This window comes from Mesorhizobium sp. M2E.F.Ca.ET.219.01.1.1, from assembly GCF_004016445.2.
Taxonomy (GTDB): domain Bacteria; phylum Pseudomonadota; class Alphaproteobacteria; order Rhizobiales; family Rhizobiaceae; genus Mesorhizobium.
In genome coordinates, this window is the sequence record NZ_SADT02000001.1 from 731,271 (window position 1) to 753,907 (window position 22,637).

Here is a 22,637-nt window from a genome sequence, read left to right on the forward strand (position 1 = left end):
GAGCGAAGCGACGCGGCGCAGACCATAGACTCCATGCCGTGACGCTAACGCGTTGAAACGGTGCAGAATTCTACTCCGTTGCACGCCTTGGCAAAGGTAACGGCATGGATTCTAGGGTCTTCGCCACGGAGCTTCGCTCCTGCTTCGCCCTAGAATGACGAAGTTGGGAGGCCCCGGCTAACTTCCAAAGTGATGATTCGCTTTAGGCGAACGGCACCGCCGTGGTGCCTTTCGGCAGCTTGGCCTCGTCGTCCGGCTCGACATGGATGGTGACGCGTACCGAGGGGATCTCGGCCTTCAGCGCGTCCTCGATGCGGTCGCAGATGACATGGCTGGCGCCGACCGTCATGTCGGCGTCGACGACGAGGTGGAACTCGATGAAGGTGGCGCGTCCGGCAATGCGCGTCTTCAGGTCATGCACCTCGAGCGCGCCTTTCGAATTGGCCGAGATGATGTCGCGGATCTGCATGTTCTCCTGGCTGTCGACGGCGCGATCCATCAGGCCGCTCATCGACGAGCCGATGACATGCCAGCCTTGCCACAGGATGTTGAGCGCGACGATCACGGCCAATGCCGGATCAAGGATCTGCCAGCCGGTCAGCACGGCGCCGACAAGGCCGCCGAGCACGCCGACGGACGTCACGACGTCGGTCATGATGTGCTGGCCATCGGCGGTCAGGGCTGGCGATTTCGCGTTCTGCCCGGCGCTGATCAACATCCAGGCCCAGATGGCGTTGATGACAGTCGCGACGCCGTTGATGGCAAGGCCCCGCCAAGGCTGCTCGAGCGGCGCCGGCTGCTGCCAGGATCGCCACACCTCGCTGATGATCAGGAGCGCCGCGACGACGATCAGCACCCCTTCGAGCACGGCCGAAAAGTACTCGGCCTTGTGATGGCCGAAGGGATGATCCTGGTCGGCGGGCTTGTAACTGATCTGGATCGCCCAGAAAGCGGCGATTGAGGCAATCACGTTGACGATTGATTCCGCCGCGTCCGAGTAGAGCGCGACCGAGCCGGTGATGTACCAGGCGACGACCTTGAGGACGAACACGACGCCGGCGACGACGATCGACCAGAACGCAAGGCTGGCGACCTTTTGCCTGGTCGCCGCCTTTGCTTGCGTCATCGTCATTGCCGCATTCATCCCGACGCGCCGCCTTCAGGCGGCCTTTTCCTTGGCCTTGCGCGGCAGATGCGCGACGATGTTCTCGATGATGCGCATGCCGGCATTGTGGCCGAGCGTCATGATCGATTCCGGATGGAACTGCACCGCGGCGATAGGCTCCTTGCGGTGCTCGAAAGCCATGATGATGCCGTCCTCGGTCTCAGCCGTGACGACGAAACCGTCTGGCAGCCGCACCGGATCGGCGAAGATCGAATGATAGCGGCCGACGGTCACTTCCTTGGGAAGCCCCGAGAAGATGATGCCGGGCTTGGAGACGCGGATGCGCGAGGGCTTGCCATGCATGGGGATGTGCAACTGCCTCAATTCGCCGCCATAGGCTTCGGCCAGCGCCTGCAGGCCGAGGCAGACGCCGAAGATCGGCAGGTCGCGGCTGCGCGCCCTTTTAATGGTGGCGGCGCAGTCAAAATCCTTTGGCGTGCCCGGTCCGGGCGACAGCACGACGAGGTCGGGCTTCAGCCGCTCGAAAACCTCTTCCGGCACCGGAGTGCGCACGGTGGAGACGTTGGCTCCGGTCTGGCGGAAGTAGTTGGCCAGCGTGTGGACGAAAGAGTCCTCGTGGTCGACGAGCAGGATGTTGACGCCGTCGCCGACGCGCGCGGCGGCGCGCTCGGCGCCTGCGGCGTTGCCGGTCTTGGCGTCGCGGATGGCGGAGAGCATGGCGGATGCCTTCAGTTCGGTTTCGGCTTCTTCTTCCTCGGGCACGCTGTCGAAGAGCAGCGTGGCGCCGGCACGCACCTCGGCGATGCCGTCCTTGATGCGGATGGTGCGCAGCGTCAGCCCGGTGTTCATGTCGCCGTTGAAATTGACCATGCCGATCGCGCCACCATACCAGGCGCGCGGGCTCTTCTCGTTCTGCTCGATGAAGCGCATGGCCCACAGCTTCGGCGCGCCGGTAACCGTGACCGCCCAGGCGTGGGAGAGAAACGCGTCGAAAGCGTCCATGCCTTCGCGCAGCCGCCCCTCGATGTGGTCGACGGTGTGGATCAGGCGCGAATACATCTCGATCTGGCGGCGGCCGATGACGCGCACCGAGCCCGGCTCGCAGACGCGCGACTTATCGTTGCGGTCGACATCCGAGCACATGGTCAGCTCGGACTCGTCCTTCTTGGAGTTGAGCAGCTTGAGGATCTGCTCGCTGTCGGAAATGGCGTCGTCGCCGCGCTTGATGGTGCCCGAGATCGGGCAGGTCTCGACGCGGCGGCCGTTGACGCGCACGAACATCTCCGGCGAGGCGCCGATCAGATATTCGTTTTCGCCGAGATTGATGAAGAAGGAATAGGGTGAGGGGTTGATCGATTTCAGCTTGCGCGAGATGTCGGAGGGCTGGGTCTCGCAGCGCTCGTAAAACATCTGTCCAGGCACGACCTCGAACAGGTCGCCGCGCTTGAAGCTTTCCATCGCCCGGCGCACGAGGTTCGCGTATTCGCCCGGCTCATGGTCGCCACGCGGCGGGATGCGGTCGGCGGTCTTGAACGGCTCGACATGGGCATCGCGGGCCAGACCTTCGGTCGAGAAGCCGTCGCCGGAATAGTCGTAGCGGTCGGTCCAGGCCTTGGTCGAATAATGGTCGACGACGAGGATCTCGTCGGGCAGGAACAGCACCAGATCGCGCTGGCTCTCCTTGCGCTCGAGCTTGTAGTCGACCGGATCGAACTGGAAGGCGAGGTCGTAGCCGAAGGCGCCGTAAAGACCGAGATTGGCGTCCTCGGCGGTCTTGAACAAAGCGGTGATGGCGCGCAGCACGGTGAAGACGGACGGAACGCGGCTGCGCTCCTCTTCGGTGAAGACGCGGCCGGGTTTTGCCACATCGAGGCGGATGAGCGTCTTCGAGGTCTCCGCGATCGTCACTTCGCTCAGCGCGCCAAGCGCCTTTCCGATCACGGGCAGGAGCACTTCGCCGCGTTTGTTCAGCGCTTCGATGCGCATGGCGCGACCGCGCGCGGAGATCACCAGCGGCGGATCTATGATGGCGGTATCCCAGCGCGTGTAGCGGCCCGGATACTCGTAGTTCGACGAAAACACCGCGCCGCGGCGTGAATTCAGGCCGTCGACATAGGCGTCGATCGCGCCTTCATAGGGCCTGTCGTGCCGTTCGCGGGTGATCGTCACGCCGCCGGCGGTGACGAAGCGCTCGGCCCCGTTGTCCAGAACTTTAGTCGTCATTGCCGTCTCCATCAGCGTTTTGGGCAACGGACCCGGGAATGGCTCTAAAAAACAAATGGCCGCCCGGACATTCCGCTGCGGCCACCCTTACTTTCACGCGCACACGCACGAACCGGCCGCTGTCAGCGAGCCCACCACCAAACGGTCTTGTTCGAACGCATGTTCATGGCGACTCCCATAGCGGCGAATGGAGGTCGGTGCAACTGGATTTCACCCGGATGGTGAAGACCGCCGTCCTCAATCCTCCAGCGTGCCCGAGCGCGCGTCGCTGCTCCTGCCGTCGCCGGCGAGCTTGAGAAGATCCTCGCCGGCGCGGATGATGCGGCGCGCGCGGCGGGTCAGGATGAAGCCCGACTGCGGAGCAAACACTTCCGTGCGGCCGCCGGCCTCGCCGGGCGCGTGCACGATCGTCGCCAGCCTGTCGCCCTTCTTGACGCGGTCGCCGGGCTTGACGTCGTAGAGGATCGCGCCGGCCCTGGGCGAGGGCATCATGTCGATGTTCTCGAGCGGTACGACCGGTCCTGAGAATTTCTCGAATTTCGGCAGGGACGGGTCCTGAACGACGCCGCGTGTCACCAGCAGGCGATAGAGGCCCCCGGCATCGGAAGCGGCCAGTGCGCCATCGACGTCGAGCATGCCGCGATATTCGACCGTGGTGACGACGCGACACTCGAAGCGCGCGACGCTCGCGGGCACATTCTGGTAGGGCATGATCGAGGCGCCCTCGAAGGTGCCGGTGCTGTCCTCACTCCACAAAAGGACAGCTTCGGCGCCCATGGCAGCGACGCAGTCGGCCATATGCGGCCACAGGCTGGTGTGGATGTAGAGATAGGCGAGGCCTTCGTCATCGCAGTGGAGGTCGAGCACGATATCGCTGCCGAGCGAGAGCTGGACGAGCCGATTCTTCAGCCGGCGGTCGGCGCCACCAAGGCTGACATCCGGCAGAAGCCTGGCGTCGGGCGCCGCAAGCAAAGGGAAGGAGCGGTTGAAGTTGGTGCGGGTGCCGAGATTGAAGCGGCCCTGATGCTCGCCGAAATGATATTGCGCGCGGCCGATCGGGTTGGCCCAGGGCACAATGGTGATCGGACCCCTGATCCGACCCTCGGTGTCGGCCCTGGCAAGCATCGGCATCAGCGCGTCGATGGCGACGACGCCCGGCAGCTCGCCGGCGTGAAGAGCGGCCTGCAGATAGGCGGAAGGGGCCGCCTTGTCCTTGCCTTCGAAGCGGAAGACCGGGAATTCGTAAATCGTGCCTTCGGCGTCGCCGGCGATGCGCTCGATCGTCTTCTGCATGAGGCCTCCAAATGAAGAGGCCACCCAAATGCCTGTTCGCGATTGGGATGTCGAGTGGTCCAGGCCGCGCTACGCCGTATGGCAACAGCCAGCTACGGCGAGGCGCCGAGCCCGCTACGGCGAAAACGCCGAGCCTGCTACGGCGAAGACGCCGAGCATTATTCAGCGGGCTGCGGCTCCAGGATCGCGCGGCGGTCAAGCGACTGCGACAGCACCGCCACCGCGACGGCCAGAAGCGCAAGCGCCGCGCCTACCAGCGGCAGGTTCGCGTAGGAGACGCCCCAGGAGATGGCGAGCCCGCCGATCCAGGCGCCGCCGGCATTGCCGACATTGAAGGCGCCCTGGTTCAGCGTGGCTGCAAGGTTCGGTCCTTCGGCAGCCGCCTCGACGACGCGGATCTGCAAAGGCGGCACGACGATGAAGATCAGCATGCCCCACAAGAAGACAATCGCCACAGCGACGCTTGCGATGGCGCCGAGCTTGGCGAAGACGACGAACAGCAGGGCCATGGCAAGCAGCGTGCCGATCACGGTCGGCATCAGCTTCCAGTCCGCCAGCCTGCCGCCGATGATGTTGCCGATGGTCATGCCGGCGCCGAAGAGCAGCAGCACCCAGGTCACGGTCGCCGTCGGCAGGCCGGAGACGTCGGTCAGATACGGCTTGATGTAGGTGAAGACGGCGAACAGGCTGGCGGAGGCGAGCGAGGCGATCAGCATCGCCAGCCACACCTGGAGCTTGCCGAGCACGCGCAGCTCACCCATCAGGCCGCCGCCGCTGGGCTCCGCGACATCCGACGGCACCAGCCAGGCGATGGCCGCGACCGAGACGAGGCCGATGCCGACGACGGCGAGGAAAGTGGCGCGCCAGCCGAAGGCTTCGCCCAGCGCCGTGCCGGCGGGAACGCCGAGGATGTTGGACAGCGTCAGGCCGGCGAACATCAGCGCGATCGCGCTTGCCCGCTTGTTGCGCGGAACGAGACTGGCGGCAACGACGGAGCCGATGCCGAAGAAGGCGCCGTGGCCGAAAGCGGTGAAGACGCGTGCTGCCATCAGCAGCCAGTAGTTCGGGGCGATGGCGCAGAAGAGATTGCCGATGACGAACAGCGTGGCGAGGCCGACCAGCACCGGCTTGCGTGGCAGGCGCGCGGTCGCCATGGCGACGATCGGCGCGCCGAACACGACGCCCAGCGCATAGCCGGTGACCAGAAGGCCAGCCGAAGGGATCGAGACACCAAGGTCGGCCGCGACCTCCGGCAGCAGGCCCATGATGACGAATTCGGTGGTGCCGATGCAGAAGGAGGCAATGGCAAGCGCTAGGATCGGCAGCGGCATGGAATGTCCAGACTGAATCGGTTCAAAATCGAGACTGACTTTGGATATGCTCAGCGCGCAACCGCCATTGTTGCAACGCAGCAATGCAGAAAGACGAGATCGGCTTTGCGGAGATCTTCTTTTTTTGCGCGAATTCAGATGGGAGGCTACGGCGAAGGCGCCAAGCCTTAACCGGTCACACTTTTCCTGGAATGCTCTAAGCCAGCGGCTTCAGCTCCTGGGCGATCGTCGGCAGCAGTTCCGAGACGTTGGGGTGGATGTGCATGGCGCGCGCCAGCGTCGAGATCGGCGCCTTGGCATACATGAGGTCGAGCACGCAATGGATCGCCTCGTCGCCGCCTGGCCCGAGCACGGTGCAGCCGAGGATCTCGCCGGTGTCAGCATCGGCGAGTATCTTCATGAAGCCTTGCGTTTCGCCCTTCTCGACCGCGCGGCCGACACGCGTCATCGGCCGCTGGCCGACCAGCGCGCGGCGGCCGGATTTCTTCACCGCGGCTTCCGTCATGCCGCAGCGCCCAAGCGGGGGGTCGATATAGAGCGCATAGGCCTCGATGCGGTCGCTGACCTTGCGCGGATCATTGTCGAGCAGGTTGGCGGCGACGATCTCGAAGTCGTTGTAGGAGGTGTGGGTGAAGGCGCCCTTGCCGTTGCAGTCGCCCATCGCCCAGATGCCGGGCACGCTGGTGCGCAACTGGTCGTCGACGACGATGAAGCCGCGCTGGTCGACGGCGACGCCGGCCTTTTCTAGGCCGAGATCGTCGGTGTTGGGGACGCGGCCGAGCGCCAGCAGCACATGCGAGCCGACAGCCGGCGGCTTGCCAGCGGAGAAGGTGACGGCGATCTCGTTGCCTTTCCTGGCGAACGCGATGTCGCCGGCGCCGACATGGACGGTGATGCCTTCATTTTCGAGAATAGACTGGATGGCGGCGGACGTTTCCTCGTCCTCGCGGCCGGTCAGCCGCGGCGCTTTCTCGATCACCGTGACCTCGGAGCCGAAGCGGCGGAACATCTGCGCGAATTCGAGCGAGATGTAGCTGCCGCCGACGACGATCAGATGGCTGGGCAGCACATCGAGATCCATCATCGAGGAATTGGTGAGATAGGGGATGTCGTGGACGCCGGGCAGGTCGGGCACCGATGCGCGGCCGCCGGTGTTGAGGAAGATCCTTGGCGCGGTGAACAGATCCTCGCCGACGCGCACGGTGTTGGTCGATTCAAGGCGCGCGTGGCCGCGATAGAGCGTGCACTTCTCCATGCCTGCGATCCAGGTCTCGAGCTCTGTGCGGGAAGCGCCCGACACCTTGTCCTTGCGCGCCTTGATCGCCTTGTAGTCGACGCCGACGGGACCGGAAACCGTCACGCCATAGTCGGCGGCGCGGCGGGCGAGATGGGCGGCATAGGCGCTCGCCACCATCGTCTTGGTCGGGATGCAGCCGGTGTTGACGCAGGTTCCGCCGATGAGCTTGCGCTCGATCAGCGCCACACTCATGCCGGCCGCGTTGAGCCGGCCGGCGAGCGGCGTGCCGGCCTGGCCGGCTCCGATGACTATGGCGTCGAAGGCTTTGGCGCTCATGCGACCGCCGCCACGATCAGCAGGCCGCCGATGATGGCCACCGCATCCTCGATGAAGGCGGCGGGCGGATCCTTGCCGAAGGCGGCGGCCAGCCGGCCACGCACCTCGGCTCCGCCCAGCGTGCCGATCACCGCGCCGATGGCTCCGGCGATGAGCCCGCCGATGGTGGCGCCGCCGGTCGCGCCAATCACCGCGCCGGTAAAGGCGCCTAGGACGATACGGGCGCCGAATTGCTGCGGCACCTTCCGGCTCGGTGTCGACGGCAACTGGTCGGTGACCAATTCGACGATCGCCAGGATGGTGAAGATGCCGACGGCGATCCAGTGGCCCATGAAGCTCGCCCAGGTGCCGGCGACCGGCAGCCAGCCGAGATAAGAACCCCAGGCGACGGCGGCCGGCGCTGTCATGGCGCGCAGGCCGGCAACGACACCTATCAGCAGTGCAAGCAGGTAAAGCATGATCGACCCCCTCAAAATCGGAACCTCGCACGGTTCCATGAAGGCAGGCTAGCATAGGCCGGGCGTTTGGCCACGGGCTTTTGTCCGACAATCGGTTGTGCTTGGCAGCAGACGAAATCGAGAGGTGTCGCCATGACGGCAAGTGAGCGCATGAAGATGGCGGCGGGCGAATGGTACACCTGCATAGACGATGAGCTCGAGGCGCTGCGCTTCGCCGCGCGCGATGCGGTGTTCGAGCACAACGGCCTGCCGCCCCGGCAGCGCGGCAATATAGGGCCTGCCTTGCAGGCGCTGCTTGGCGGCGCGGGCGAGGGGGCTCGCATCGAGGCGCCGTTCCATTGCGCTTACGGCTTCAATCTGTTTCTCGGCGATGGCACGTTCCTCAATGCCGGCTGCACCATTCTCGATACCGCGCCGGTGCGCATCGGCAAGGGCACGCTGCTTGGCCCTAGTGTGCAGATCTACTGCGCCGAGCATCACCGCGAAGCCACTGGACGGTTGGCCGGGCTGGAGATCGCAAAACCAGTAACGATCGGCGACAATGCCTGGATCGGTGGCGCCGCCATCATCCTCGGCGGCGTCAGCATAGGCGAGGGCGCGATCGTCGGCGCCGGCGCGGTGGTGACCCGCGATGTGGCGGCGAACACGACGGTGGTCGGCAACCCGGCGCGGGTGGTCACGCCGCGCTGAGCGCGCCAGCGGTCTTGGAAAACTCCCGCCTGTATTGCATAGGCGAGGTTTTCAGCCGCGCGGCAAAATGCTGGCGCAGCGAGGTTGCGCTGCCGAAACCGGCTTCGAAGGCGACCATGTCCATCGATTTGTCCGTCTGCTCCAGCAGTCTTTGCGCCAGCGCGACGCGCTGGTCGGCCAGCCAGTCGCCGAAACTGGTGCCGGTGGTTTTCTGGAAGCGGCGCGTGAAGGTGCGGCGGGTAAGGCCGGCCGCGTCTGCGACGCTGTCGAGACTGTGCGCCTCGCCGAGCGTCGCGCGCACGTCATCGAGGGCCTTGGCGAACCGGTCGGCGTTCGGTGTCGGCGCAAGCGGCCGCTCGATGAACTGCGCCTGCCCGCCCTGCCGGTGTGGCGAGAGCACGACATGGCGGGCAAGCCGAAGCGCGGCCTCCGCGCCATAGCGGGCGCGCACGATGTGCAGGCAGCAGTCGAGCCCCGCGGCGACACCCGCGGAAGTGATGATGTCGCCTTCGTCGACATAGAGCACGTCGGCATCGATCGAGATATCTGGATGAAGCGCCTGGAGCTGATCTGTATAGGCCCAGTGGGTCGTTGCCTTACGCCCGGCCAGCAATCCGGCGCCGGCAATAGCGAAGGTGCCGAGGCACAAGCCCACGATCAGCGCGCCGCGCCGATGCGCGCCTTGCAGTGCCTCCTTGAACGGCGCGGCCAGAGGGGCATCGAGGTCCTTCCAACTCGGGATGATGACGATATCGGCCTCGTCGAGCGCCGAAAGATCATGCGGCACGACGATGCTCAGCCCTGCATCGGAACGAATGGGTCCCTCCTCCATCGCGCAGACGCGGAAGTCGAAGCGCGGCAGTCCAAGCTTGGTTCGATCGGCGCCGAATACAAGGCAGGGCACGGAGAGATGAAACGGGCTGATGCCGTCGAAAGCGACAGCGGCGATGATCGGGTTCTTCATGGCTGACATCGTTGCGTTGGTTGGCGAATGTCCCAATTCTTTCTAACGATGTCAATCGGGCCACTTCCTGCGTGCGGATGTTCGGCCTAGCTTTGCGCCATCAACCCGGTCGAAAGGAAAACCGCCATGTCAGCACCAGCCACCCAGCCGCACCGCGCGCTTGTCGTCGTCGATGTCCAGAACGACTACAATGGCGGCAATCTAGCCATCCAGCATCCGCCCTTCGCCGAGACCGTCGTCAATGTGGCGCGCGCCATGGATGCCGCCGCGGCGGCCGGCATCAAGGTCGTCGTCATCAAGCAGATGGCGCCCGAGACCTCGCCGATCTTCGCCAAGGGCAGCCATGGCGGCGAGCTGCATCCCGAGATCGCCCGACGCGCCCGCGACCATTATGTCGAAAAGACGCTGCCATCGGCCTTCACCGGCACGGATCTCGAGGGCTGGCTGCGCGCCAACGCCATCGATACGATCGCGGTCGTCGGCTACATGACCCACAATTGCGATCTGTCGACCATCATCCACGCGGTGCATATGGGTTTCGCCGTCGAGTTCCTCTCGGATGCCAGCGGCTCGGTGCCTTACGCCAACAGCGCCGGCTATGCCTCTGCCGAAGACATCCACCGGGTGGTGAGCGTGGTTCTGCAGTCGCGCTTCGCCGCGGTGCTGAAGACCGCCGAATGGATCGACTGCCTGAAGACCGGGAAGCTGCCCGAACGCGACACGATCTACGCATCGAACCAGCAGGCCTTGCAGCGGAACGCCGCCTAGTCCGGCAAGCAAAAAGGGCGCCGCAACAAAGCGACGCCCTCGATTCATTTCCGGTGTGAAGGCTGCTTAGAACAGGCCCTCGATCTGCCCCTGCTCGTTGAGGAAGATCTTTTCCGAGGACGGCGCCTTGGGCAGGCCGGGCATGGTCATGACCTCGCCGCAGATGATGACGACAAAGCCGGCGCCGGCCGAGAGCCTGACCTCGCGCACCGGCACGGTGTGGCCAGTCGGCGCGCCGCGCAGGTTCGGGTCGGTCGAGAAGGAGTACTGGGTCTTGGCCATGCAGACCGGCAGGTTGCCGTAGCCGGCCTGTTCCCAGGCATGCAGCTGGTCGCGGATCGACTTGTCGGCGATCGCCTCGTCGCCGCGGTAGATGCGCTTGACGATGGTGTTGACCTTCTCGAACAGCGGCATCTCGTCCGGATAGAGCGGCGAGAACTGCGAGGCGCCGGATTCGGCGATCTCGACGACCTTTTTCGCAAGGTCCTCGATGCCGGCAGAGCCCTGCGCCCAGTGCTTGCACAGGATCGCCTCGGCGCCCTGCGCCTTGACGAAGTCCTTCATGGCCTGGATCTCGGCCTCGGTGTCGGTGGTGAAGTGGTTGATCGCCACCACCGCCGGCACGCCGAACTGCTTCACGTTCTCGATGTGGCGGCCGAGGTTGAGGCAGCCCTTCTTGACCGCCTCGATGTTTTCCTTGCCGAGATCTTCCTTCTTGATGCCGCCGTTCATCTTCATCGCGCGCACGGTGGCGACGATGACGGCCGCCGACGGCTTCAAGCCGGCCTTGCGGCACTTGATGTCGAAGAATTTTTCAGCGCCGAGATCGGCGCCGAAGCCGGCTTCGGTGACGACATAGTCGGCGAGCTTGAGCGCCGTCGTGGTGGCGACGACCGAGTTGCAGCCATGCGCGATGTTGGCGAACGGGCCGCCATGGACGAAGGCCGGGTTGTTCTCCAGCGTTTGCACCAGGTTGGGCTGCATGGCGTCCTTGAGCAGAACCGCCATCGCGCCGTCGGCCTTGAGGTCGCGGGCATAGACCGGCGACTTGTCGCGGCGGTAGGCGACGATGATGTCGCCGAGGCGCTTTTCCAGGTCCTTGAGGTCGGTGGCGAGGCACAGGATCGCCATCACTTCCGAGGCGACGGTGATGTCGAAGCCGGCTTCACGCGGGTAACCGTTGGCGACGCCGCCCAGCGAACAGATGATCTCGCGCAGTGCGCGGTCGTTCATGTCCATGACGCGGCGCCAGGCGACGCGGCGGGTGTCGATGCCGAGCTCGTTGCCCCAGTAGATGTGGTTGTCGATCAGCGCCGACAGCAAATTATGCGCGGTGGTGATGGCGTGGAAGTCGCCGGTGAAGTGGAGGTTCATGTCCTCCATCGGCACCACCTGGGCAAGGCCGCCGCCGGCGGCACCGCCCTTGACGCCGAAATTCGGGCCGAGCGAGGCCTCGCGGATGCAGATGATCGCCTTCTTGCCGATGCGGTTCAGGCCGTCGCCGAGGCCGACCGTGGTGGTCGTCTTGCCTTCGCCGGCGGGCGTCGGGTTGATGGCGGTGACGAGGATCAGCTTGCCGTCCTTGTTGCCCTTCACCGACCTGATGAACTCGGCCGAGACTTTCGCCTTGTCGTGACCATAGGGCAGCAGATGCTCGGTCGGGATGCCGATCCTGGCGCCGATCTCCTGGATCGGTTTCTTCTTGGCGGCGCGCGCGATCTCGATGTCGGACTTCACTTCGGCCATGACGGCTTTCCTCTGGAGTAGGCGGTGGAGGGGAGGGGTTCGATCATTCGTGCATGGTCGAAACGCCACCCGGACGCAAGGACATGTTCTAACCCTGTCGCTGGCGCGGCGTCAACTTCCATGCAACTATGTTTCCTGTTAAGAAAGAGTGTTCCTGCCGCCGGGCCTCTTGAAGGCAGTCGTTTCGGGTCCGGTCGTTGCGCCGTATAGAAGCCAGAGCGGGGGCCGTTTCGCCGTCTCAAAACAGCCGCCTAATGCGCGAAAAGCGACAGGGGTGAAGGCGCAAATCCGCCATCGCCCCTGACCACTGAGAGCCGGGCTACAGCAATTCCAGGAAAAGTGTGTAACGGTTTTCCGTCCGGAATTGCGCAAGAACAAACAAATAGAGCGGTCCTCCGTTTCCGTGAAACGGAGAACCGCTCTATTGGGTCAGGACGTTGCTGATCTCGACCATGTTGGAGCGCACGCGCAGGATGTAGAAGCCCATCGTCGTCAGATGCGTCGGCAACAGCCAGCCATCCTCGCGGCCGTTGGCGATGATGAAGGGCTGGATGCGCAGCGCCGAGACGAACTGCGAATCCATCGTGTCCCACAGGCTCTGCAGGTGCTTTTCCTTGAGCACGTCCTCGAAGTCGGCCTGTGCGCCCTTCATGAGGCCGTAATAGGCATAGAGCTGGCCATAGGCGAACCAGAAGCGGTCGTCGGCGCGGGTATCGAACCAGCCATTGTTGTGGTTCTCGGCGCGCTCCTTGAGGATCGCCGAGGTCGAGCCGATATCCGAGGCGATGCGGTCGATATATTGCTTGAGATTGTCGGCGCGCGCGTCGAACGTCGCCTGGCAGGTGGCGAGACGCGCATTGAAGGAACGCAGCTTGCGCACCGCGTCGCGATAATAGCTCGGCGTCGGCGTCTTGGGGCCGAAGGGGTTCAGGCCGAAATACCAGGTGTACTCGTCGAACTGCAGATTGCCGCGAGCGTCCTGCAGGTCGGCATCGATCTGCGAGGTTGTGCGCACGCGGCCGAGATTATCGGCAAGCTCTGTCGCGGTGCGCCGCACGGCCTGATTGATGCCGCGCTGGAAGGATGCCTTGTTGTCCATCCACGGCGTGTTGTCCCAGTCGATGCCGAACAGGCCGAGCTTGTAGAGGATCATCGACGAGATCCAGGCATTCTGGTTGACGTTGAAGTCGGTCAGATCGGCCGCGACCTGGGCGATCGCGGAGTTGCCGCAGGTTTTTGCCGTGTCGGTGCCGGCGCCGGCGGAAACCTGCTCGCCGGCGGAAACGTTGCGCTTCTCGAACGTGTAGGTGGCGGGATAATTCGGGTTGAAATTGTTCCACCACTGCGTGGCGTAGAAGAAATTGGCGTAAAGGCCGATCAACACCACAAGGGCAAGGCCGACCACGGCCTTCAGGATCCAGCCGCGCTGTCCGTACCAGCGACCAACCCACATGAACGGCCAAAGGATAATGCCGATAACGAAGCCGATACCGCGGCCGATCCACTGGAATATCCGGGTGAAGAAGTTCACGATCGGGTCGAGCATGGCTGTGGCACCCCCTTAGAGCATTTCACCGTTTCAAGGGAAACGGCGATCTGCCTAACCCTTTGTTTTGGCGCACATTCCGGACGGAAACCGCCCAGACCTTCTAGTCAGTCAAGCCGTAAAGGCGTGCGCGGAACGCCGCCTTGTCCTTCAAATATGTGGTTTTCAGAACGTCCACAACATGGCTTCGCCAGGCGTCGCTCAAGCCGTCATAGTCCTTGTAGAAGCCGGGCTTGTTGAAGACGTAACGCGAAACGAAGTCCTGCGGCACGAAATCCGAGATCAGCTGGTTGGTCAGCCATGCATCGGGGTGTTCGGGCTTGGCGCGCACGACCAGGAAGCGCTGGCGCGGCGGCACGTCCTCGATCTTGAGATGACCGAGTTGGGCGATTTCGCGCTTGGCGGCGTTGAGGAAGGGAAAGTTCCCGTCGCTTGCGATCAGGTCGGCATGGCCGAGAATCCAGGTCTGCAGCCAGACCTTGTCGACATCGGTCAGGTTGCGGTTGGGCTCGGCATCGCGGATCAGCGCGCGCACGATCATCTCGGCGCGATGCTCTAGATAGCCGGAGGCCTCGATCCACGAGGCGCGCGGCAGGTCGACGCGGCCGGTGGCGGCAAGGAAGCGGAACACCTTGTCGGCGTCGTTGATCGACAGGTAGCTGACCTGCCAGGGGCGCGAGCGGCGGAAGCCGGGAGCGGCCGGATCGCAGATCACCGTCGTCATATCGGGATCGACGAAGACGTAGAGGCCGCCGAAATGGCTGGTCCAGTAGGCATTGTGGCGGAAGATCACCTGGTCGGGGACCAACGCGTTCTCACGGATGTCGCCGCAGACCTTGGCGAGATCGACCATGCGCTGGAGCATGGCGCTGTCGCGCCAGGCGTCCGGCTCCTGCTTCAGCCGGTCGACCAGCTTGCCGAGTTCGGCCGCCTTGCCCAGCACATCCTCGGCCGACAGCACCTTGAACTCGACCTGGTTGATCGACAGCAGGTCCTCGATGTCGTTGACCTTGGGAACCGAGTCCTCGATCTCGCCGTAGATCACGTCCTTGATGGTCAGCGCGTCGATGGCGCGCTGGTTCTTCGACATGAACTCGAACATCAGCTGCGAGGTGTTGGAGAAGGCGGTGTGCACCACGGGCAGGTCGATCTGCGACGGCGTCAGGATGATGAAGCGGCGGTTGACCTCGTTGGGATCGAGATAGTCGAAATCGCCGCACTCTTCAGCGATTTCGGGCGAGAAGCCGGTGCGGTCGATCTGGAAGCTCTTCAGCTTGGTCGGCTCGAGGCCGAAGGCGACAAGAGCCTTGTTGTAGCGCTGGATGAGATGCGGCTCGTCGACAGTGAGCAGACGGCCGTAGATCAGCTCATTGTCGCGCAGGAGGTCGGGTTTTTTGGCGGCCTTCATCTTTCCTTCTCCCCGTTCACGGGGAGAAGGTGCCCGAAGGGCGGATGAGGGGCAGCGCCGGCGCTCATCGTTTTAGTTCCGACTTCGCAGCCGGCAGAAATTTCGCGTCGATACCAATCATCTTCCGATCCAACCGACCATCCAACGCCGCAACAATCGTCTCGAGCACACCCACGGCTGGTCAGAACATCCGCATGCCAAACTCTCAATACCGACCAACCATTTCCGTTCATCGTCTCGTCTCTGTATCGATCCCTAGATCGGCCCGCGTGCTGGCTGCCGTCGACTTCGACGACCAGGTTGGCTTCGCGGCAAGCGAAGTCCGCGAAATAGGGCCCAATCGGTAGCTGACGTACAAACTTATGGCCATTCAATCGCCGTCCGCGCAGTTCATGCCAAAGCCTTTCCTCGGCATCGTTCTCAGTCTTCCGTAGCTCACGGGCTCTTGCTATTTTCTGCTTATTTCTGCCACGCATGGCGCCGCCCCTCATCCGCCCTTCGGGCACCTTCTCCCCGTGAACGGAGAGAAGGAAAAGATCACCACGCCCCCTTCTTCTTCAACTCCTCCATCTCGCGCGCCGCGCGCTCGCGTAGCCTTGCGTCACGCAGCAGCTTTTCCACCGCGGCGTCGTCGGACTTGTCGGAATAGCGGAATTCGGAATCGGCGTAGCGGTTGATCTCCTGCATGACCATGTCCATCGAAAATGGTCCGCGCAGTTCTTCGATCATCGCCTTCTTGTCGTCGTAGCTCTTGTGCATGAAGGCTTCCGGCTTCTCGAACCAGTCGTCCGGCAGCTCGATATCCATGGCGCGCATTTTTATCGCGTCGGTGACGTTCTTGATGGCGCGGCCGGTGAAGCGCGGTTCGGCGTCCTTGATCATGTGCAGATAGGTGCCGATATCGGCCATGGTCTTGGGCGCGCCATTTTCCTTCATGTAGCGCTCATAGACCTTCATCAGCCCATCTTCCTGCGGCTTCTCGTGCTCTTCATAGGCTTCGGCCACGGCACGCTGGATCTCCTGCGCGGCATAGAGCTCGTGGTCCCCAAGCGGGATCTTGTGGTTCTTGCCGGCGAGCAGCACGAAGATGTCGATATAGTCGTCGCGGGTCTGCGGGCCGTCGACCAGCCAGCGGGCGCCGGCGCGCTGGCGCAGCGCATCGTCGACGTTTTCGGGGTAGTTGGAGAACATGCCGAAGGAGCAGTTGCCGCGCACGACCGTCGAGGCGCCGGCGAAAGCGTCCATCAGCACGCCGGTGATCTCCTGCTGCCCGGCCGACGCGCGGTCGTCTGAGCGGCGCGCGGCCACCTGGTCGATGTCGTCGATGGTGCCGAAGCCGATGACGCGCGGATTGAGCACGTTGTTGATGAACTGGCGGCAGTTCTGACCTGACTTGCCCTGATAGGACGAGATCTGGTCGACGCCGAAATTCTCGTAAGCAAAAGGATAGCCGGCGACCTGGCAGTAGCCGTTGACGAGGCCGGCGATCATCTGGATCAGCGTCGTCTTGCCGGTGCCCGGCGCGCCGTCGCCGATGAAGGTGAAGAGGAAGCCGCCGAGCTCGACGAAGGGGTTCAACTCACGCTCGAAGTCGTAAGCCATCAGCATCTTGGCCAGCCTGACCGACTGGAATTTGGCGATGTGGTTGCCGACGACCTCTTCCGGTTTCTTGAAGGTCATCACCAGCGGCTTGGAACGCTTGCCGGGCGCGACGTCGAAACCGTCGAGGGTGAAGTCGTCGACATCGATGCGGATATGCGCGTTCTCGAATGGGCCGATGCCGTCGAAGCGGTCTTTGCGCGCGAGCAGCCCGTCGATGGCGACACGGGCAAATGCCCGCGCCCGTGTCGTCAGGTCCGCGTCATCCTTCGAGCCGGCGATCGCCTTGTCCAGGCCGGCGACGATCGATTTCACCGCGTCCTGCGGCGTGTCGAACAGGAAATCGGGCTCGGCGGTGTCGTTCGGCGCCTCGCCGTCGCTGTCGATCAGCTGGAACAGATAGGAGGCAAAGCTGAAAGCGGAGACGTAAGCCGACGCCGAGAGAAGCTTCTTGAAGGTGGCCGCCTCGTCTCCTTCCAGCGGAGCGCGCGTGTTTTTCGCCTGCAAGCTTTCAAGGTCGGAGCCTTCGGCGAAGACATCGGAAATGGCGAGCGCGATCGCCAGGCCACGGCGGGCACGGTAGAGCAGCGTGTGCTGCGGGATCGTCATCAACTGGTCGTCGGGATGGATCGCTGCGACCGTCTTTGTGAGCTCGACCTCGCGCGTGCGGCGCACCGAACCGACCGAAACGGTCGAGACGAAGCGGCGGTTGGTGCCGGCAAGCGCGGTGCCGGACTCGCGCGCCGGATCCTCCAGCACGACGATACGGGTGATGAAGCTCTGCGCAATGGCGCGGTGCTTTTCGATTGCGGCTTCCGAGATCGTGGTCAGGCCGGTGTCCATGAAGGATGCTCCGCGGTTTGACGATCATACATCGCTGATGACCTGTCCGTTGGACAGGATGTGGACCTTGTAGCCGGAAAAGATCTTCTGCGCCTCGCCCGCGGCGTAGAGCGCCTGGTAGGCCTCATGCGGGATCAGCGCGTGGTTCTCATAGCTCGAGACGCCCTGGCGCGCCGCTTCGAGATCGTCGGTGTTGATAAAGAATTCCTGGGTCGTCTTCTCGCTGGAGAACAGCCCCTTGCGGCCGGGCTTCTCGCTCCTGGAAAAGACCTCCTGGATTGTCCAGGTGAGCAGCCAGGCATTCTCGGGCTTGCGCACTTTGGAGAGCACCTCGGCCACGGTCGAATTGTTGTCGGTGATGCCGGCCGAGTAGAAGGGCCCGAGCACGACGCGCCGCAACTGCTTGGGATGCAGCGGCTCGAAATCCTTGTCGAGATTGACCGCGATCGTTGCCGGCGAGAGCGTGTAGGCGGAATTCTTCTCGGTGAAGTCGTCGAAGCGGTGCGCAAGCTCGGGATTGAGCAGGCCGTCGACGGGAAGGGGAATGTCGACACGCTCGTTCAGCTTGCCGGTGCTGTCGTCGACCAGCTGGCGAACCATGCTTTCCGAGGAATCCTCGACCGTCACCATGTAGATCAGCGGCAGGTTGGCGCTGCCGTCGAACGTGGCCCAGTGGACGAGATAATAGGGCCGCATGGTCTTCGGGTTGACCGAAACCTTCGCCGTCTGCGCCAGCGTGAAGGGGCCGAAGGTCGCCTCGCTCTTGACGTCCTCCAGATAGAGCCGCTCGGCCATCGACTTCTGCAGCGCCTCGGGAAATTCCTTGTGGCGCAGGATGAAGTCGGCCATCTCCTCGCGCAGCTCGCCGGCCTGCGGGATGTTGGCCAGGCGCGCATCGGCCTGCTGGCGGTCGTTCTCCAATTCGAGCAGGTTCTGGAAAACGGGATAGCCGCTGTCGGCGCGCGATATACGGAAGGTGTCCATGAAGCCCAGCCGGTTGCGCCAGCAGGCAAAGGATTTGTCCAGTCGCGTGATATATTCCGCGACGATCTTGGCGACGATGCCGTGCCGGTAAAGCGGCGAGCGGTCGTCGCGCATGAACACTTCCAGTCCGCCCAGCGCCGCCGTGATGGCGGAGAAATAGCGTGCCGCCGCGTCGTTCTCAGGTGTCATGGGGCTGCCGTGGAGATGAGATCAGCCGCACCGCCCAAGCAGCTATTCGTGGGATGCCCCACGAATAGCTGCTTGGGTTCCTTTGTTTTTCGCAGGTTCTGACCGCAAAACCGTGGAACACTTTTGCGGAACCTGCTTAGGACTGCACGTAGTTGGCGGAATTGTGCTTCTTCATCACCTCGTCGAAGCGGCGCGCGAAAGCGTCGTCAGCAAGCTTCTTGCGCCGCTGGATGTCGGCTGAAGCCACCATGTTCTTCTCATGCATTTCAAGCAGGTCGCCGATATGCTTCTGCGAGGCGGCGCCGATGCCGGCCATGGTCTCTTCCGCCGTGTTGTCGACCTGGCTACCCAGCGTGTTGATCTTGTGGGCGACGTCCTGCTGGGCGGCCGTCTTCAGCGAATCTTCCAGGGCCTTGTAGAGGACGATGCGCTGCTCGGTGTCGATGGTCAGCTTGTTGATCAGCGTCGACTGCGCGGCGATCTGGTTGTTGAGCGAATCGACGAAGGTCTGGAACATCGAGGTGTAGCGCTCCAGCGTCTGGCTTTCGGCGAGCAGTTCCTGTTCCTTGGCCTGCTTTTCGTTGTACTCGGTCGCCATTTTGGAGCGCTCGCCCTCGAGCTCGGTGCGCTCCTTCTGGGTCGTGGACGCGGCGATCTTGTTCTCGATGTCGAGCAGCAGGGGGTTCAATTCCTCGATGCGCTTCTGCACCGTTTCCAGATTGGTCATGGTCGTCTTGCGGCGCTCGATCACCTGCGACAGGCTGGTCTCGGAAGTCTTGTAGCGCTGGTCGAGGACCTGCTTCTGCGCCTTCAGGATGCCGACGATGGTGTCCGACTTCGCCAAAAGCTCCTGCAGGTTGCCGGCCAAGGACATGTTGCGGACGCGGTCGGTGCGCATGCGCTGCTTGCGCTGCGCCGAAAAGACGCCGACGAAGTTTTCCCAGCCGGTATAGTTCTTCATGCTCTCGAATTCGGCGCCGAAGACGTTGGTGGCGTCTTCAAGCCCGATGATCAGGTCGGCGATGTTGCCTTCCATGACCTTCTGCTGCTTGAGCACGTCCTCGATGCGGGCGTTCTCGATGTCGAAATTGGCGTCGCCGATCTTCTTATCGGCCTGAGCGAGCGTGTCGAGCACCGTGCCGGACTGCTCGATCTTGGTGCGCATGTCCTGCACGACCTGCTTGGTCTTGGCAATTTCGGCATCGAAATTCTGCAATGTCGCCATTGGGGCCTCCCGCTTCGGCATCCGTTTCCATGTCGTGGCGGCGAATATATGTGGGGCTTCAAGGGATTGAAAGAAGGAAGACAAGGAGAGACGTCAAAACAAAAGAACTGGTCAGGTCCTTGAAAGACAAGGCAAGCATGCGTAAGGCGCCCAGTAACGCGCGCCGGGTTTAAACAGCTTTAGCTGATATGCCTTAAGCTCTTGTTTTTGCGAACAGCCAAGGTGATGAAACAGCGTCGGCGAATCTGTTGCGGCGGGCGATGACGAAATCAATGGTTCAACGGCCAGCCTTTCGCGCGACGGTTGGGCGATGCCGGTTTCTTCCGCGCCGATCAGGGTTTCGGATCGGCCTTGAGATAGGCAATCACATTGGCGATGTCGTCGTCGCTGGTCAGGCCGGTAAAGGCCATCCTGTTGCCGGGAACCTTCTGCCTGGGCGCCTTGAGATATTCGGTGAGATTGGCTTCGTCCCAGACGAGGCCCGCGGCGCCGGCATCCTTCATGGCTTGCGAATAATGGCCGGCAAAGCTCTCCGCCGAGCCGGCCTTGCGGCCGACGACACCCAGCAGATGCGGACCGACCTTGTCGCGATCCGTCTCCGCCTCGTGGCAGGCGATGCAACGATTGAAGACCTTCTTGCCCAGCGCTGCATCGCCGCCGGCATGCGCGGCAAGGCCGCTGGCAAGCAGGAAAAGCGCGGCGGACGAAATGGCTCGAAGCATGGCTGACCCCGGAGAGTTCTGGCTGCCGGCCTTATACGGCGAAGCCCTGGCAAACGCCACACCCGGGGCCGCGAGCGATCTGCGCGGCTCAGGCCTGCTGCGCCAGGTCGCGGCGCAGGAAATCATGCAGACGATCGACCGCCGGCGTCGCCGACAAAGGGTTGCGCAGGATACCGATCTCGAGGTCCGGCAACACCGGCAGCCCCTCATTGGCGCCGATGATGCGCAGCGACGGCGGCACGCTTCGCTGGGCAAGGCCGGCGACCGCGAGCCCGGCCTGGACGACCGCGACCAGCCCGAGCAGGGAGGCGCTGGAATAGGTGCAGCGGTAGGATCGGTCGGCACCGCCAAGTGCCTGCAGGACATTCATTCGTGCCGCGCAGCCAGGCTCGAAAAGGGCGACGGGCAGAGGATCGGTCTGCCAGGCGACGTGGTTGGGCGAGGCGACCCAGACAAAGCGCTCCAGCCTGATCACGTCGAGCGGCTGATCCGGCAGCCGGGTGACGATCGCCAGGTCGAGCCGTCCCTCCGCCAGGGTCTTCACCAGCGCGGTCGACTGCTCGCAGACGAGCTCGACGGTGACCAGAGGATGATCCTCGGCAAAGCGTGACAGCACGGGCGGCAGGAGGAAGGCCGCGTAGTCATCCGGCACGCCAAGGCGAACGCTGCCTGTCTCCTTCGGCCGGGTGACGCTCGCCCATGCCTCGTCGGATAGTTTCAGCAGCCGGCGCGCATAGATGAGGAAGTCCTCGCCGGCCGCATTGGGAGTGACCGTTCTAGGACCCCGCACCAGAAGCTGATTGCCCGCCATATCCTCCAGCCTTTGCATCTGCATGCTGACCGCCGACTGGCTGCGGCCGACGCGAGGCGCCGCATTGGACAGGCTGCCGCTCTCGACGACGGCGACGAAGGTTTTCAAGAGGTTGAGGTCGAGCGGAGCGGCCATGGTGCTATCAGCATATCGAATAGGTGCTCACAAATCTATTCGCTTGATTGACATCGCTCCGGCTGGCCAGATGATCTTCGACCCGTCTGGAGAGCCAAGTGATGAGGGATATATCGATCGCCCGCTTCCCCGCCGCGAGCCTCGCTCTGGCGATGGTGATTGCCGGCACGGTCGGCGCCTTCGTCACGGAGTCGGGACAACATCCCGTCACCGTCGTCTTCTGGCGATGCGTGTTCGGCTCGCTGTTCCTGGCCGCGTGGTGCCTGTTGCGCGGCTACCTGCCGGACCGGACGCTGTCGCCATCCCGGCTTGCGCTGGCCGCTCTCGGCGGCGCTTGCATGGTGCTGAGCTGGACGGCCTTCTTCGCCGGCTTCGGCATGACATCGATCGCAACGACGACCATCGTCTACCATGTGCAGCCGTTCTTCGTGGTGCTGATCGGCGTTGTCTTCCTTAAGGAACGCATCTCGCTCGACCAGCTGCTATGGATGCTTGGGGCATTCGTCGGCGTCGCGCTGGCCGCCGGCCTGGTTGCCACACACGGCCATGCCGACGCGAAATGGGCGTTGGGCATCGCGCTGACGCTCGGCGCCGCCCTGCTTTACGCGGTGGCGACGATTCTCGCCAAGGGCCTCGGACAACAGCGCGCGGAGATCACTGTGCTTTGCCAGACGCTGGTCGGGATCGTGTTGCTCGCTCCGTTCGCCGACATCGGCCATCCCATTGCGCCGGCATCGTGGGGCTGGCTGGCCGGGATCGGGGTCCTGCATACCGGCATCGCCTATGTGCTGATGAATAGCGCCTTTCCGCGCCTGACGACGCCGGTGATCGGCATCCTCACCTTCATCTATCCTGTCGTCGCCATCATCATCGACTGGGCTTTGTACGGCCATCCACTCGGACCAGCGCAGGCTGCCGGCATGGCGCTGATTGCCCTGGCAACCCTCGGCGTGCGGCTTGGCTGGCGGTTTCCGATGCGGCGTGTCTCGGCCGCTTGAACTTG

Annotated in this window: 18 protein-coding genes and 1 pseudogene; 3 read left to right on the plus strand and 16 right to left on the minus strand. The window is 63.5% G+C overall.

The window, feature by feature from the left end; translation table 11 throughout:
- Positions 1-202 precede the first annotated feature (202 nt).
- From EN862_RS03500 to EN862_RS03525, 6 genes are all read right to left on the minus strand, one after another.
- Positions 203-1,132 (minus strand): cation diffusion facilitator family transporter, encoded by a 930-nt coding sequence (locus EN862_RS03500; protein ID WP_281035833.1) that lies wholly within the window; start codon positions 1,130-1,132, stop codon positions 203-205.
- Between the two features lie 27 nt (positions 1,133-1,159).
- Positions 1,160-3,349, minus strand: coding sequence for an anthranilate synthase (locus tag EN862_RS03505; RefSeq protein ID WP_127864457.1), 2,190 nt, complete (start codon positions 3,347-3,349; stop codon positions 1,160-1,162).
- Between the two features lie 237 nt (positions 3,350-3,586).
- Positions 3,587-4,642 carry a succinylglutamate desuccinylase/aspartoacylase family protein gene (locus EN862_RS03510; RefSeq protein WP_127864458.1) on the minus strand — a complete coding sequence of 352 codons (1,056 nt, stop codon included), beginning with the start codon at positions 4,640-4,642 and terminating at the stop codon, positions 3,587-3,589.
- A gap of 158 nt (positions 4,643-4,800) precedes the next feature.
- A complete protein-coding gene (locus tag EN862_RS03515; protein ID WP_127864459.1) occupies positions 4,801-5,973 on the minus strand; it encodes an MFS transporter in 1,173 nt (390 codons plus the stop codon).
- A 196-nt stretch (positions 5,974-6,169) separates the two neighbouring features.
- A complete protein-coding gene (locus EN862_RS03520) occupies positions 6,170-7,546 on the minus strand; it encodes an FAD-containing oxidoreductase (RefSeq protein WP_127864460.1) in 1,377 nt (458 codons plus the stop codon).
- Positions 7,543-8,004: a DUF4126 domain-containing protein gene (locus EN862_RS03525; RefSeq protein ID WP_126059708.1), complete on the minus strand. Its 462-nt coding sequence runs from the start codon at positions 8,002-8,004 to the stop codon at positions 7,543-7,545. Before EN862_RS03525 ends, EN862_RS03520 begins: the two co-directional genes overlap by 4 nt.
- A gap of 132 nt (positions 8,005-8,136) precedes the next feature.
- Here EN862_RS03525 and EN862_RS03530 point away from each other — a divergent pair, with 132 nt between their 5' ends.
- The gene (locus EN862_RS03530; protein ID WP_127864461.1) at positions 8,137-8,694 is read left to right on the plus strand and encodes a sugar O-acetyltransferase; all 558 of its coding nucleotides are present in this window, start codon (positions 8,137-8,139) and stop codon (positions 8,692-8,694) included.
- Here the strand turns inward: EN862_RS03530 and EN862_RS03535 are convergent.
- Positions 8,681-9,658, minus strand: a complete 978-nt coding sequence (locus EN862_RS03535) for a helix-turn-helix domain-containing protein (protein ID WP_127864462.1) — start codon at positions 9,656-9,658, stop codon at positions 8,681-8,683. The two genes, EN862_RS03530 and EN862_RS03535, sit on opposite strands and share 14 nt — an antisense overlap.
- A 126-nt stretch (positions 9,659-9,784) precedes the next feature.
- On the opposite strand from EN862_RS03535, the gene EN862_RS03540 reads away from it, so the two are divergent.
- Positions 9,785-10,426 carry a cysteine hydrolase family protein gene (locus tag EN862_RS03540; protein ID WP_127864463.1) on the plus strand — a complete coding sequence of 214 codons (642 nt, stop codon included), beginning with the start codon at positions 9,785-9,787 and terminating at the stop codon, positions 10,424-10,426.
- Between the two features lie 66 nt (positions 10,427-10,492).
- Here EN862_RS03540 and EN862_RS03545 read toward each other — a convergent pair whose 3' ends face one another.
- The 9 genes and pseudogenes from EN862_RS03545 to EN862_RS03585 form a co-directional block, all read right to left on the minus strand.
- Entirely contained in the window at positions 10,493-12,172 is a 1,680-nt protein-coding gene (locus EN862_RS03545; RefSeq protein WP_127864464.1) for a formate--tetrahydrofolate ligase, read from the minus strand.
- A 421-nt stretch (positions 12,173-12,593) separates the two neighbouring features.
- Positions 12,594-13,718 (minus strand): DUF2333 family protein, encoded by a 1,125-nt coding sequence (locus tag EN862_RS03550; protein WP_127864465.1) that lies wholly within the window; start codon positions 13,716-13,718, stop codon positions 12,594-12,596.
- Between the two features lie 103 nt (positions 13,719-13,821).
- Positions 13,822-15,126: a DUF6638 family protein gene (locus EN862_RS03555; protein WP_127864466.1), complete on the minus strand. Its 1,305-nt coding sequence runs from the start codon at positions 15,124-15,126 to the stop codon at positions 13,822-13,824.
- A gap of 64 nt (positions 15,127-15,190) precedes the next feature.
- A pseudogene (locus EN862_RS03560) lies at positions 15,191-15,602 on the minus strand (DUF559 domain-containing protein).
- Positions 15,603-15,663: 61 nt separating this feature from the next.
- Positions 15,664-17,568, minus strand: coding sequence for an ATP-binding protein (locus tag EN862_RS03565; RefSeq protein ID WP_127864467.1), 1,905 nt, complete (start codon positions 17,566-17,568; stop codon positions 15,664-15,666).
- A gap of 24 nt (positions 17,569-17,592) precedes the next feature.
- On the minus strand, positions 17,593-18,741 hold the full coding sequence (locus EN862_RS03570) for a hypothetical protein (protein ID WP_127864468.1): 1,149 nt from the start codon (positions 18,739-18,741) through the stop codon (positions 17,593-17,595).
- Between the two features lie 136 nt (positions 18,742-18,877).
- On the minus strand, positions 18,878-19,966 hold the full coding sequence (locus EN862_RS03575; RefSeq protein WP_127864469.1) for a hypothetical protein: 1,089 nt from the start codon (positions 19,964-19,966) through the stop codon (positions 18,878-18,880).
- Positions 19,967-20,298: 332 nt separating this feature from the next.
- Positions 20,299-20,688: a cytochrome c family protein gene (locus tag EN862_RS03580; RefSeq protein WP_127864470.1), complete on the minus strand. Its 390-nt coding sequence runs from the start codon at positions 20,686-20,688 to the stop codon at positions 20,299-20,301.
- Positions 20,689-20,776: 88 nt separating this feature from the next.
- Entirely contained in the window at positions 20,777-21,634 is an 858-nt protein-coding gene (locus EN862_RS03585) for a LysR substrate-binding domain-containing protein (RefSeq protein WP_127864471.1), read from the minus strand.
- 101 nt (positions 21,635-21,735) lie between these two features.
- Between EN862_RS03585 and EN862_RS03590 the strand changes: the two genes are divergently transcribed.
- On the plus strand, positions 21,736-22,632 hold the full coding sequence (locus EN862_RS03590) for a DMT family transporter (protein ID WP_127864472.1): 897 nt from the start codon (positions 21,736-21,738) through the stop codon (positions 22,630-22,632).
- Positions 22,633-22,637: the final 5 nt, after the last annotated feature.